This is a genomic window from Streptomyces sp. NBRC 109706 (assembly GCF_000974485.1).
In the GTDB taxonomy this organism is placed as follows: Bacteria; Actinomycetota; Actinomycetes; order Streptomycetales; family Streptomycetaceae; genus Streptomyces.
Genome location: NZ_BBOM01000004.1, coordinates 402,012 through 414,285, shown reverse-complemented (window position 1 = coordinate 414,285; position 12,274 = coordinate 402,012). Strand labels below are relative to the sequence as shown.

14 protein-coding genes are annotated in these 12,274 nt (G+C 70.3%); 10 read left to right on the top strand and 4 right to left on the bottom strand.

What is annotated here, in order from left to right; genetic code table 11:
- Positions 1-177 precede the first annotated feature (177 nt).
- The 3 genes from AOM46_RS01550 to AOM46_RS01540 all read left to right on the top strand — a co-directional run bounded on the left by AOM46_RS01550 (position 178) and on the right by AOM46_RS01540 (position 2,742).
- A complete protein-coding gene (locus tag AOM46_RS01550) occupies positions 178-1,551 on the top strand; it encodes a helix-turn-helix transcriptional regulator (protein ID WP_062204410.1) in 1,374 nt (457 codons plus the stop codon).
- The gene (locus AOM46_RS01545; protein ID WP_062204406.1) at positions 1,548-2,441 is read left to right on the top strand and encodes an aminoglycoside phosphotransferase family protein; all 894 of its coding nucleotides are present in this window, start codon (positions 1,548-1,550) and stop codon (positions 2,439-2,441) included. Before AOM46_RS01550 ends, AOM46_RS01545 begins: the two co-directional genes overlap by 4 nt.
- Before the next feature lie 100 nt (positions 2,442-2,541).
- Complete coding sequence (locus AOM46_RS01540; protein ID WP_062206253.1) at positions 2,542-2,742, top strand: DUF397 domain-containing protein; 201 nt, start codon at positions 2,542-2,544, stop codon at positions 2,740-2,742.
- Between the two features lie 104 nt (positions 2,743-2,846).
- On the opposite strand, the gene AOM46_RS01535 is transcribed toward AOM46_RS01540, so the two are convergent.
- Genes AOM46_RS01535 through AOM46_RS01525 form a run of 3 tightly spaced genes read right to left on the bottom strand, consistent with a single transcriptional unit; the run spans position 2,847 to position 5,392 of the window.
- Positions 2,847-4,064 (bottom strand): M20 family metallopeptidase, encoded by a 1,218-nt coding sequence (locus AOM46_RS01535; protein WP_078856375.1) that lies wholly within the window; start codon positions 4,062-4,064, stop codon positions 2,847-2,849.
- Positions 4,061-4,861, bottom strand: coding sequence for a helix-turn-helix transcriptional regulator (locus tag AOM46_RS34505; protein ID WP_067225815.1), 801 nt, complete (start codon positions 4,859-4,861; stop codon positions 4,061-4,063). The genes AOM46_RS01535 and AOM46_RS34505 overlap by 4 nt, the downstream gene beginning before the upstream one ends.
- 21 nt (positions 4,862-4,882) lie before the next feature.
- Positions 4,883-5,392 carry a hypothetical protein gene (locus tag AOM46_RS01525; RefSeq protein WP_199823903.1) on the bottom strand — a complete coding sequence of 170 codons (510 nt, stop codon included), beginning with the start codon at positions 5,390-5,392 and terminating at the stop codon, positions 4,883-4,885.
- Positions 5,393-5,627: 235 nt separating this feature from the next.
- On the opposite strand from AOM46_RS01525, the gene AOM46_RS01520 reads away from it, so the two are divergent.
- The 7 genes from AOM46_RS01520 to AOM46_RS01490 all read left to right on the top strand — a co-directional run bounded on the left by AOM46_RS01520 (position 5,628) and on the right by AOM46_RS01490 (position 10,850).
- Positions 5,628-6,752 (top strand): NAD(P)-dependent oxidoreductase, encoded by a 1,125-nt coding sequence (locus AOM46_RS01520; RefSeq protein WP_062204403.1) that lies wholly within the window; start codon positions 5,628-5,630, stop codon positions 6,750-6,752.
- Positions 6,749-7,528: a class I SAM-dependent methyltransferase gene (locus AOM46_RS01515; protein ID WP_062204400.1), complete on the top strand. Its 780-nt coding sequence runs from the start codon at positions 6,749-6,751 to the stop codon at positions 7,526-7,528. Before AOM46_RS01520 ends, AOM46_RS01515 begins: the two co-directional genes overlap by 4 nt.
- Complete coding sequence (locus AOM46_RS01510; RefSeq protein WP_062204396.1) at positions 7,525-8,220, top strand: class I SAM-dependent methyltransferase; 696 nt, start codon at positions 7,525-7,527, stop codon at positions 8,218-8,220. Before AOM46_RS01515 ends, AOM46_RS01510 begins: the two co-directional genes overlap by 4 nt.
- Positions 8,217-9,344: a hypothetical protein gene (locus AOM46_RS01505; RefSeq protein WP_062204393.1), complete on the top strand. Its 1,128-nt coding sequence runs from the start codon at positions 8,217-8,219 to the stop codon at positions 9,342-9,344. Before AOM46_RS01510 ends, AOM46_RS01505 begins: the two co-directional genes overlap by 4 nt.
- Positions 9,341-9,727, top strand: coding sequence for an S-adenosylmethionine decarboxylase family protein (locus AOM46_RS01500; RefSeq protein WP_067225813.1), 387 nt, complete (start codon positions 9,341-9,343; stop codon positions 9,725-9,727). Before AOM46_RS01505 ends, AOM46_RS01500 begins: the two co-directional genes overlap by 4 nt.
- Positions 9,728-9,741: 14 nt before the next feature.
- Positions 9,742-10,041 (top strand): hypothetical protein, encoded by a 300-nt coding sequence (locus tag AOM46_RS01495; RefSeq protein ID WP_158920180.1) that lies wholly within the window; start codon positions 9,742-9,744, stop codon positions 10,039-10,041.
- 110 nt (positions 10,042-10,151) lie between these two features.
- Entirely contained in the window at positions 10,152-10,850 is a 699-nt protein-coding gene (locus AOM46_RS01490) for a glutamate ligase domain-containing protein (protein WP_158920178.1), read from the top strand.
- On the opposite strand, the gene murF is transcribed toward AOM46_RS01490, so the two are convergent.
- A complete protein-coding gene (gene murF / locus AOM46_RS01485) occupies positions 10,847-12,142 on the bottom strand; it encodes a UDP-N-acetylmuramoyl-tripeptide--D-alanyl-D-alanine ligase (protein WP_078856374.1) in 1,296 nt (431 codons plus the stop codon). The genes AOM46_RS01490 and murF overlap by 4 nt on opposite strands.
- Between the last annotated feature and the right edge of the window lie 132 nt (positions 12,143-12,274).

The following is a 12,274-nucleotide window of genomic DNA, read 5'->3' as shown; positions in this document are numbered from 1 at the left end:
CGTAGGCCACGGACGGGCGATCCGAGCCACGAACCGCCGTGCACCAGAAGGAACTTGTTCCCACAGCGGTCCGGGCAGACGCCCCCCGACGAGTAGAGACACCAGCAAATGATCGGCCGGTGATGGGGACAGCCCCACACCAGCCGGGTTGTCCGCATCAGCACCAGCGAGGATGCCATGCCACAGCCAGAACGCTCCCTGGACGACACCGTTTCGATGCGCGCCTGGTTCGGCGTCGAGCTGCGGAACTGGCGGAAGGCCCGAGGTCTGAGCACGGCGGCGCTGGGCAGAAAGGTGCAGCTCAGCAAGACATCGGTCGAGCGGATCGAGAAGGCCGAACGATCGTGCAACGCCAAACTGGCAGCTGCCTTCGACGACGCGCTCCAGGCCGGTGGGGCTCTGCGGCGCCTCTGGAGACGGGTGGAGGACGGTGCGAACAGTGGCAACGATGCGGACAGCACCGCCAAAATCGAACGTGTGCATCGCATCGCCCCCGCACCGCCGGGCAGACTGGGGAACGACCAATCCCTGCCTCTGGAGCCGCCGGTGGAACGCCGAGCCTTCCTTGCAGCGGGCGGCGTAGCCGCCACATCCTTCAGCGACCTCGTCCCCCACCTCACGGGCGATCTTCCGAAGAGCGTACGACCGCAGGACATCGCCCAGATTCGGGTGGCGGCCCGGGACCACGCCAGTTGGGACAACCGGTTCGGCGGGGGCGGCTTAGTCCGTGCGCGGGCGATCGGGCAGTTGATGTGGGCCACGAACCTGCTGCATGTCACCTGCCCGCCGAAGCTCGAACCCGAACTGTTCTCCGCCGTGGGAGCGCTCGCCTCGGTGATGGGGGCCTCCGCCTTCGATGCCTACGAACACGATCACGCGGCTCAGCTCTTCGACCTCTCCGTCCAGTGCGCCGAGCACTCCGACAACTGGCACCTGCGGGCACGGGCACTCAACTGGCGCTCCCGACAGGCCACCTGGCGAGGCGCCCCGGACTCGGGATTGACCTATGCCGAGATGGGGCTGGTACGCGCGGACCGCCTCACCTCGCGTGAGAAGGCGATGCTGCACGGCGCCCGCGCGAGGGCCTTCGCGCAAATGGGCGATCGCCAGGCGACACTCGCCGCCATCGGTTCCGGGGACGACGCCTTCGCCAACACCCGGGATGGCGAGGACGCGGAGTGGATGGCCTACTACGACTACGCGCAGCACCACGGAGACACCGGACACGCCGCTTTCGACATCGCCCTCCTCCCCGGCCAGTCGCCGGATTTCGCTGCCACCCGGCTAAGGATCGCGACTCGGCATCACACCGACGCCTACGTCCGCTCCCGCTCCCTGTCCGGCACGAAACTGGCCACCCTTACCATGCACCGAGGCGACCCACAGGAAGCGGTCCTGATCGCCCACCGGGCGTTGGACGAGATGGGACAGCTCCGTTCCCAGCGCGCGATCACCGATGTGCGGGCTCTGGCGACGGCCTCGGCGAAGTACGCCGTGCGGCCGGAGGTCGCCGGGCTGCGGGAGCGGATCCGGACTACGGTCCTGCCATGACCGAGCAACGCGTCGCCGCCTCCTTCACCGTCCTCCAGCGGGTCGCGGCTGCCGCCGGCGTCTCCACAGCGGGCGCGGAGCCCATCCGCCTCGGCGAGAACGACCTGTGGCGGCTGCCGAACAAGGTCGTCGTCCGGATCGCCCGCCCCGGCCAGCAGGCCGCCGCCGCACGGGAGATCGCCGTCACCCGCTGGCTCGCCGAGCACAAGGTCCCGGCCGTCCGGCCGCTCCCCATCGACCAACCCATACGGGTGAACGACCGCAGCGCCACCCTCTGGGAAGAGCTACCACCCCACCGGCCGGGCACCGGAGGCGAGTTGGCCTCCCTCCTCAAGGCCCTCCACGAGTTGCCGCAGCCAACGCACGACCTCGGACTCGGTCGTCTGGACCCCTTCGTCCGCCTGACCGAGCGGATCAACGCCGCCAGCGCGCTCGCGGACCACGACCGGCAGTGGCTCCTCAACCACCTCGCCACCCTGCGGCAACAATGGGCCGCCCTCCCCACCAGCCTGGCCGAAGGCGTACTCCACGGCGACGCCTGGCGCGGCAACGTCGCGGTCAGCGTGACCGGCACCGCCTACCTGCTCGACTTCGAACGCACCTCGCTCGGCCCACCAGAATGGGACCTCACGGCAACCGCCGTCGACCACCAGACCCTAGGAGCGCTGTCCAGTACGGAGTACGAGCATTTCTGCACCGTCTACGGCCACGACGTCATGACCTGGCCCGGCTACCCAACGCTCCGGGGCATACGCGAACTCCGCAAGGTCACCTTCGCGTTCCAGATCGCCAGCGAGAATCCCACTGCGGCCGAACAAGCCCACCACCGCCTTGCCTGCATCCAAGGACAACGTGGCCCACGCCCCTGGCGCTGGCCCCCCGCAGCCTGATTCCGGCAGCGGCCGGCAAGCAGGCGGGGCGCACCACCGGCCACCACGAACTCATCAACGACATCAGGAAGACGCTGTGACCACAGAGAGAATCGAACCGTTGAGCAGCACATCAGGCGTCCGGTGGATCAAGTCATCCCGAAGCGGCAGCACAAACGACTGCGTCGAGGTCGCCGTGCTGGCGAAGGAAACGCACGGCGCCCGCGACTCCAAGCGCACGGACGGCCCAATCCTGACCTTCGGATCCACGTCCTGGCAGGCATTCCTCACGGACGTCGGCGACAACGACGCGGCCCGCTAAAGCGCGAACCGAACACACACCCGCCCCCCGGGGCCCACCCCGGGGGCCGCTGGTGTGGGCGGTGACCTGCGGTCGCCTCCCATCGATCATCCTGTACCCGGCTGTCAACGTGCGAGGAGGTGTTCCAGGGCGGTGTGGTAGGTGGCTTGGACGGTGGGGATGGTGTCGGTTCGGATGCGTTCGTCGGTGGCGTGGAGTCCTTGGTAGGTGACGCCGAAGCCGGCGGTGGCGGGGATACCGAGGCCGGCGAGGTAGTTGCCGATGTTGGAGGGGCCGGCGACTTTGGGGCGCACCCACAGGCCGTGGACGCGTGCCGCGTTGATGAGGGCGGCGCGTAGCGGGGAGGCGGGTTCGAGGGCGTAGGGCGGCCAGTTCAGGTGGTTCTGGAGCAGGGTGGCTGGGGTATCGGGCCATTCCTTGTCGATGTCGCTGGCTGCCCGGGTGAGGAGCTCGGTTGCGGCGTGGTCGTCGAAGGTGGGGGTGGTGCGGATGTCGATGCTGAGGGTGCACAGGTCCGGGGTAATGCTGTAGCCCTGGCCGCCGGTGATGGCGGTGACGGTGAGTTTCGGGGGCAGCGGGAAGTGCTCCGTGGTGGCCGATGGCAGGGGGCGGTCGGTGAGTTCCCGGACGAGGTGGGCGGCCTTGGCAATGGCGCCGGGGGTGGTCTTGCTGCCGCCCGAGTGGGAGGCGACGCCGTGGACGTGGAGTTGGGCTCGGTGGACGCCTCGGCCGCCGATGATCAGATGGTCGAGTCCGGGGTAGCCGATCATGACGCCGGCCACGTCGCCTGGTGCGTCGGGGCCTTCGAAGAAGGTCTTGGCGCCGGCGAAGCCACCGGTGTGTTCGTCGAGGTCGAACAGCAGGGTCAGCCGCCCGTAGAGGCGGTCGGCGACCGTTGCGAGGCGGGCGGCGATATGGCTGAAGATCGCCACCGCGGCCTTGGAGTCGCTTGAGCCTCGGCCCCACAGCCAGCCGTCTTCCAGATGTCCTGATGCGGGTGGGTGAGTCCAGCGGTCCTCGTCGCCGAACGGCGCGGTGTCCAGGCAGGCGTCCAACACCCAGTGCGGCCCTGGACGTTGCCCGACAAGCTCGGCGGTCACGGCGACGGGGGCACCGGTGTCGTCGCGCAGTACCGCCGGGGCCAGCCGGCGGCTGCTCAACCAGGCGGTGAGGTGGCCGATGATCGGCTCGTAGGGGTCAATGCCGGCGCGGCTGGGGATGCGGACCAGGTCCCGGGTGAGTTCGATGACGGCGGCGTGGTCGGCCTCGGCGGCGGCGTGGATGCCGACCGGGTCCGGGCCCAGGTGACGGGAGTGGTTCATGTGGCTCGGTCCTTTGGCCGCCCCTGTTCGGGGAGAGGGTAGAGGGCTGTGATGGCGTCTTGGTGTTCGATGCGGCGGGCGGCGGCGTAGCACTGGCGGGCGTGGTCGATGAGCCGCTCGGCGGCGTAGGGGCCCAGGAGTACGCCGGAGTCGAAGCCGTCCGCAGAGGTGAGGGAGGGCACGGGAACGACGGCGGCCTTCTCCGAGGCGCAGAAGAAGCGTTCGGGAACGTCGTGGTGATCGATGATGCCCATGCGCAGGGTCTTCATTCCGAGGCTTCGGTCATGAGGGTCGCGGAGGCCGAGGAGCCGGAGAAGGTGCTGGGGGAGTTCCGGGTGTCTGGGTGGACCGATGAGGATGCGGTAGTGGACGAGCTCGGGACGAGCCGCCAGGGCGGATTCGATGGCGGCGAGGTAATGGGCGTCGCGCGAGCGGGAGCCGATGACGGCCAGGTACTCTTCGGCGTCGTTCACGACGTTGATCATGGCGTTGCGCAGTTCGCGGTGGCTGGCCAGGAGTGCCGGGTTCTCGGAGCCGGCGGACAGCTGGATGTCCTGGTGGGCGAAGAGGATGTCGGGGGGCTGGCTGTAGTAGTCGGCCAGCAAGGTGCGGTAGCGAATGCTGGTGGTGTGTCGCCCGCGTTCCCAACCCGACAGCATGCTCGGGGTGACGCCGGATGCCCCGTCCGGGCTGAGCTTGTCGAGGTCGGCGCAGACCTGTTCCAGGGTGGCGGGGATCGCTAAGCGGGCGGCGCGCAGTGGGCTGTTCCCCTGTGGGCTGTGCCGTGCACGTGCCATGGCCCCCCCGGGCGGTCGTGTTCAGCTGTCGTCGGCCACCGCGATGGGCAGCGTCGTCCCCCGTGCGGTTGGTTGGGCGGTGAGCTTGTCGCAGACCGCCTGCCACTGTGGATGCCTGCCGATCAAGGTGTAGCCCTGGGGTGGGTGGAAGCTTCCCAGCAGGTCGCGTAGTTCGTCGGCGCTGAAGCCCTCGTACTCCCTTGCCCGCCGGATGGGCATGGCGAATCCGCGCTCCAGGCCGTCAAGGTAGGCGTACACAGAGGCGCCGTTGCCCTCCCGTACCTCCTCGGCGAGAGCGGCGATACGTTCCGGGGTGTCCTCGATCGCGGTGCCCAGGTCGATCACGGCCGCGAGGCGGGAGGCGGGGGTGGTGAGGTAGACGTACCAGGTGGTCGGGCGGCCGGACAGATAGCGACGCCGGAACTCATGCCGTTTCAGTCCGCGCCACATGAGGTCGTAGTACTCGGGGTTGAGCGACATCAGCACCGGCTCGGAGCTGGTGGCGATGCCGTCGAACAGGGCGTCTTGCAACCCGCTGCTCCCTAAGTGTCCGTGCCTGTTGGAGATCGTTCCTCGCGCGGTGCGTGACGACACTGTAGCGATGTGGACGATGCGTCGCAGGCGGCTGCGCGCTTTTGTCATCGGTGGTGGACAAGGCGATAAACAGGTGATGAACAACCCTGTGCATAGCCGGTGAGCTGGGATTCCCCGGGGTGTGCCCCGATCGTGAAGGTGCCGAAGGTGACCACATCCAGGAGGTACACCCGTGCTCTCCACCTCACCCGTCGAAGCTCCGACCGCCGTGGGATTCCCCCGGGAATCCGCTGCCTCGGACCGCCGCACCCTTCTCACTCCCACAACCGCCCGCGCCATGACCACCGCCGGCGTCCTTGTCCTGGCTGAATCCGGCATCGCCGCCAGGATCGGCAATACGGACGCCGAGTTGGAGCGCGAGGGCGTCTGCTTCGCCGCGCCCGACGACGTCTGGGCCGCGCCGCTGGTGCTGCGCTACAAGAACCCTCATCCAAGCGATCTGTCCCGTCTCACTCCCGCGCAGAGCATCGGTGCGCTCTTCCACGCGGAGGGCGACCCCGCGATGCTGGCCGCGCTGGCCGACAGCAAGACCACTGCTTTCAGCTATGAGTTCCTCCGGGATGCCGGCCGCTTCCCCCTCGCCTCGGCCGGCGGGCGGATCGCCGGCGTCCAGGCCGTCCTGGCCGGTTCACAGGCGTTGCAGGACCCACGAGGCCGAGGTGTGCTGCTCGGCGGCGCGCCCGGCGCCAGCCCTGCTCGCGTGGTCGTGATCGGCTGCGGCAACGTCGGTTCGGCCGCCGCCCAGACCGCTGCCGCCCTCGGCGCACAGGTCACCGTGCTGGCCCACACGCGCCAGAGCGCGGACCGTTACCGCCAGCGTGCTCCCCACGGGGTGAGCGTCGAAGTCAACTGCCCCGCGAAGCTGCGGGAGTTGTTGGTGAGCGCCGATCTGGTGATCGGCGCGATCCTCATCTCCACCTATGGCACCCCGGCGATGATCTGCGAGGCGGACCTCGAACGGATGCAGGACGGGGCGGTCATCGTGGATGCCACCTGCGGGTACGGTACCGGCTACCTTCCTACGGCCGGACCGGTGCAACGCCCCGGTGACCCACCTCGCCTGGTGCGCGGCGTCCTGCATGTCAAGCAGGACGCGCTGCCCGTCCTGGTGCCCCGCACCGCGAGCCACGCGTACACCGCCTCCGCCGCTCCGTACCTGGTGCGGCTGGCTCGCCACGTCCTGACCGGACAGCCCGACCCCCAGGTGGCGTCGGCGTGTATCGCCCGTAACGGCCGCTTGGTACACCCGGTCCTCCGCGAGCACGCGGCCTTCTACGGTCTGGAGGGTCTTGGGTGACCTCCGTTGACGCGGTCCTTGCCGCCTACGACGAACGGGCCGCCTTCGCCGGCGGTGAGGCGCGGACGGCCAGGCCCAGGCTGCTGGCCGAAGCCATCGCCAACGCCGTTCATGTTGCTGAAGTCCCCTGCGGCCCGGGGCACTTCCTCAGGGATTACGCGGCGGCCAACTGTGGAGTGACCCTCGTGGACGGCAGCCCCCGCATGCTGACCGCCGCTGTCGCTGCCGGAGTCCACGCGGGCATTCCCACCCACCGGATGAGGACGGTCTCATGCCGGGTGCAGCGTCTGCCAGCACTGCCCGGCGTGGATACCGTCATCGTGCCGAACGCGGCACTGAACCAGCTGACCGCCCAGACCTCGTTGCCGCGCGTGCTGGGGGCGCTTCGCGCCGCGATGGCACCCGGGGCGCGTCTGCTGATGCAGGTGCTGTGCCGCCACGACAACCGCACCGTCGATGCCGCCTCCTTCTACGATCCGCACCAGCCAGCGGGTGCCTGGCAAACAGACCGACGTCTCGACCCAGCAACCTGTGGTGGTGCGGTCGCGCGGCGACGCCGGGTGCACCACGAAGACGGCGACGCCGTGCGCATCGACTTCGCCTATCAGGACAGCGCCGGTGCCCGGCTGCACACCGCGTCCGTCGATCTACGGCTCCTGGAGCCTCACGGGCTTGGTGCCGTTCTGCACGCGGCGGCGTTCCAGGACATGCGGTTTCTGCCCGGGGACGGCGGCCTCTCGGAGGTTCTGGCCGTCGCGAACGGAACCAGCCGATGAACGGCCCGTCCACGGTGCTGCCGGCCGGGGCGTACTGGAAGCGGTACTACAGCGACGCGTTCCGATTCGGCCTGGGTACCGAACACATCCTGGCCACCCTCAACGGCCTCCCGCCCGCGCGGAGGTGGGCCGATCTCGGCAGCGGCTCGGAGACCATGCTGTGGGCCATCGCCCTCCAAGCGGACTCCCTCACCGCGGTGGACACCGATCCGCGACGACTCGCGATCCTGCGTGCCTTCACCACCGCGGCGCGTCCGCGCGGTATCCATCGCACCGCCCTTCAGCTGTGTCACCGCTACCGCTCCGAGGACTTCACAGCCCGCTGCCGATCCCTCAACGCCACCGTCCGCGCGGACTGCCTCACCGGCCACACACCTGTCCACCCTGACCTACCCACCGGCGGCTTCGATCTCGTCACGCAGTTCGGACTCCTCGGCCTATGCCGCAGCGCCGACCATTTCACCGCCTGCTTCACCGCACTCCACCGCCTTCTCGCCCCCGGAGGGCAGGCCGCCGGAGCCAACTGGGTCCGCGCCAGCCCCTCCGACGGGCGCGTCACGCTCGACGAACAGCTCTACCGGCGCGCTGCCGAGCGGGCCGGCCTCGACCTCGCCGAGCTACGCCAACTGCCCAGCGCCGACCCCGACTTCCCATCCCTCTGGCTCTACACGGCAACCAGGAGGACCGTATGAACCCCGACGATGGCCTGATCTTCGCGCCCACGGGGATCGCCCACCTCACCGACACCAACGCGGACCTGATCCGCCCGGCAGCGCGCGACGCCGAGCGGCTGCGGGTGACGACCGCCGCCCAGCTCAACGGCACCCCGCACATCGGAAGCGTCGTCACGGTCATGGCCGTCTTCGCCCTCACCGCCCACGCCGCACAGCGGCTCGACCTACCCGCGACTGTCATCTTCGACGCACTGGACAACGCACCCGCCGAGCACATCGACATCGACGGCCGCAGCTATATCCGCACCGTCGCCGACCTCATCGACACCGGCCACATCGACCGCACCGAGCGCACCTCCGGATTCCAGCGGCTCCTCGCCTGGGCCTCGGCCGCCAGCGGCGTGCGCTACGAGTTCCGCCCCTACGGCGTCTACCAACTGCTGCCCCCGGTGCGGGAGTGCCTGCACCACATAGCCTCCCGCCAAGCCGACTTCGCACCCATCGTCGCCCCCGGCGACGGCATCGTCCGCGTCCGGCCCCGCTGCCCGCACTGCCGGCTCATGGACAAGGCCGCGACCGACCTGCGCATCACCGCCGAACCCGGCGCGGTTCATCTGGACTCCCGCTGCCCCGCCCACGGCCTCTACCGCGAAACCATCGACATCGCCGGCACCAACGGCTGGTACGACGCCAATACCCCGGTGAGATCCATCCAGAAGGGCTACCTCCTGGCCGCCGAACGTGACCTCTACCGGGCCTGTTCCGTCTCCATCGACGGCGCCGACTGGGGCGGCGCCTGGCACGCCCATGTACTCGCCCCCGCCCTCGCGGCCCTCGGCATCCCCACCAACCGCTGGCCCGTCAGCATCTTCACGCCGATGATCCTTGACCGGACGGGAGGCAAACTGTCGAAGTCCCTGTACGTGCGCTACGGGCCGGACTACGCCGACTTACCCGAGGCGTTCCTCAACCTCGACCGACTCCTCGACGACCACGGCGAGGATGCCCTCACCGTCCTGTGGGCCGAAGCCTGCCGCTGGGCGGCCGAGCCCCGCCGACTCCACCGCTCCTACACCGTCGACCACCTCGCACATCTCCTCCGGCGAGCCCCCTCACCAACCTGCGGGGGAACCACCCCATGATCTGCGCCGTCTACGACCTCCTCGACTGCTCCACCCCCGACATCCCGGCCGAACGGCTTCTTACAGCGATGTACGCCGCTGCCGACCGACTCGGTGCGACGGTCCTCGACGCGCTCGCCGTCCCCTTCCAGCCCCACGGTCTCACCTGCGTCCTCGTCCTGGCCGAGTCCCACCTCGTCGTATCCACCTGGCCCGAACACCGCCTCGCCCACGTCGACCTGTTCACCTGCCGGGCCGACGCCCCTGCCAACGAAGCACTCCACCCCATCATCGAAATCCTCGGCAGCCGAGCCACGCACAAACAGGACATCCGACGCCACACGCCCTCTCCCCTCGGACGCCCTGCCAGCCGACACAACGCGGCGGGCTCGCCGCAGCCGTGACACTCGCCCAACTCGTGTCGCACGCCGACCGGTCGGTCGTCGTGTCCGGAACGCACGGGAAGTCGACGGCCACGCTGATGCTGGCCGCCGCCCTGGGCCACCGCGCCCCGTCCTGGGTGGCCGGGGCCAACTCGGTCGCCGACGGTCTCAACGCACGGGCGGGCTCGGGGCTGTTGGTCGTCGAGGGGGACGAGAGCGACCGCAGCGTGGCAGGGTACCGGGCCGATGTGGCGGTGGTGCTGAACGCCGACGACGACCACCCCGAGACCTATGCCGGCACCGGCGATGTGGTCGCCACGCGGTCGCCACGCTGACGGACTTCGCCACCGGCGCCGGGGCGTTGGTGGTGTGCGCCGACGATGCCGGCGCCCGTGAGGTCGCCGCCCGTGTCCGACGGCGCAACGGCGGTGGCAGGGGTACCCGGGTGGTCACCTACGGCGAGAGCACGGGCGCCGACGTGCGGCTGTTGTCGGCGGTGCCCGCAGCGGCGGGTAGCACGGTGACCGTGCTCGACCTCGGCGGGGCGCGGGCGTCATGGACGGTGCGTACCCCCGGCCGTCCGGCTGTTCTCGCGTCCGTCGCCGCGTATGCGGCGGGCCGGGCCCTGGGCGAGGCGCCCGAAGCGTTGGCGGTCGGGCTGTCCGGCTTCGCTGGGGTGCACCGCAGGATGCAGACTCTCCCCGGAGCGCGGGATGGGGTGAGGGTGGTGGATTCCTTCGCCCACCACCCCACCGCGATCCGAGCGGACCTCACCACCGCGCGGGAACTGGCCGCCGGCGGCCGGGTGATCGTCGCGTTCGAGCCGTGCGGAGTGCCGCGCGTACGGGTCCTGGGCACGCGGATGGGCGCGGCGCTGGCGGCGGCGGACGAGGTGGTGCTCCTGCCGGTGCGGGACGCGTTCGCCCCGGCGGCCGGGCCGGTGGGCGTGGACGGGATCGCGCGGGCCACCGTCGCGGCCGGGGCCCGCGTGCACCAGGTCGCAGGTCTGGCGGAGGCCGCCGCCGTGGTCGCCGCCGCCGCCGGGCCCGGGGATGTGGTGGTGACGATGGAGACGGGCGAGGTTGCCGGTCTCGCGACGCTGATCGGGCAGGCCCTGGACCGGCCGGTGGCCGCCGTCGTCTAGCGGGTGTCGCTCACGGGGTCGGGCTGGGCCAGGCACACCGCCACATGCTCCAGCCCGACGCTGTGGGAGCTTTTGACCAGGATGACGTCACCGGGGCGGAGCAGTTCACGGGCCAGGGTGAGGGCGTGGTCCCGGTCGCGGGACTCGACGACCTCCAGGCCCGGCCGCGCCTGCTTCGCGGCGTCGGCCATCGCCCGCGCGTCGTCCCCGCCGACCGTCACCAACACGCTGAGTCCGGCGTCGGCGGCCAGACGGCCGACCCGGGCGTGTTCCTCGCCGGCGTCCGGACCGAGTTCCCGCATCTCCCCCAGGACCGCGACGGCCCGGCGCTCGCCTCTCATGGCCGTCAGCGCGTCCAGGGCGGCCCGCATCGACTCGGGGTTCGCGTTGAACGCGTCGTTGACGATCACGATGTCGTCCGGTCGGTTGGTGACCTCCATCCGCCCGGCGGCCACCAGCCGCGCACCCGACAGTGCGGCGGCCGTCAGCCCCACATCGGCGCCCAGCGCCACGGCCACCGCCGCTGCGGCCAAGGCGTTCGACACCTGGTGGGCACCGTGCAAGGACAGTTCAACGCGCGCCCGCTCGCCCCCCGCCACCAGGCTGAACGAGGGGCGGCCGGCCGAGTCGAGGGCGACATCCTCAGCCCGCACATCGGCATCCTGCCGGACGCCGAACGTCACCACCCGGGCGCGGGTGCGCGATGCCATGGCGGCGACCAGCTCGTCATCCGCGTTCAACACCGCGATACCGCCCTCGACGGCCGAGGGCAGAGCCTCGACCAACTCGCCCTTCGCGGCGGCGATCTTGTCCCGCCCTCCGAACTCACCGACATGCGCGGTACCGACGTTGAGCACCAGGCCGACCGTGGGCGGCGCGATGCCCGTCAGGTGCGCGATATGGCCGATGCCGCGCGCCCCCATCTCCAGGACGAGGAAGCGCACATCACGATGAAGCTGAGTGATCGTCAACGGCATCCCCAGCTCCCCGTTGAACGACGCCACGGTGGCCACCGTCGGCCCCAACTCGGGCAGCACCTGGGCGATCAGGTCCTTGGTGCTGGTCTTGCCCGCCGAGCCCGTCAGCCCGATCACCCTCGCCTCCGGCACAGCAGCCAACACCGTACGGGCCAGCGCCGCGAGCGCGTCCAACACATCGTCCACCACCACGGCCTGAACACCGACCGGCCGGGTCGCCAACACCGCCACCGCCCCGGACGCGACGGCCGCTTCGGCGTAAGAGCCGCCCCGGCGTAGCGCAACGCTTCTTCGACGGTTCCCTCCACGCCTCAGCCGAGGCCGGCGACCCGATCAGCGGGGCCTATGCGCTCTCGTTCGCCGCGATCCAGTGCTACTCCACACCCGGACAGGCAGGCAGGGCCGTATCACTCCTGGAGACGCCGCTGGAGCAGGTGAAGCGGACGG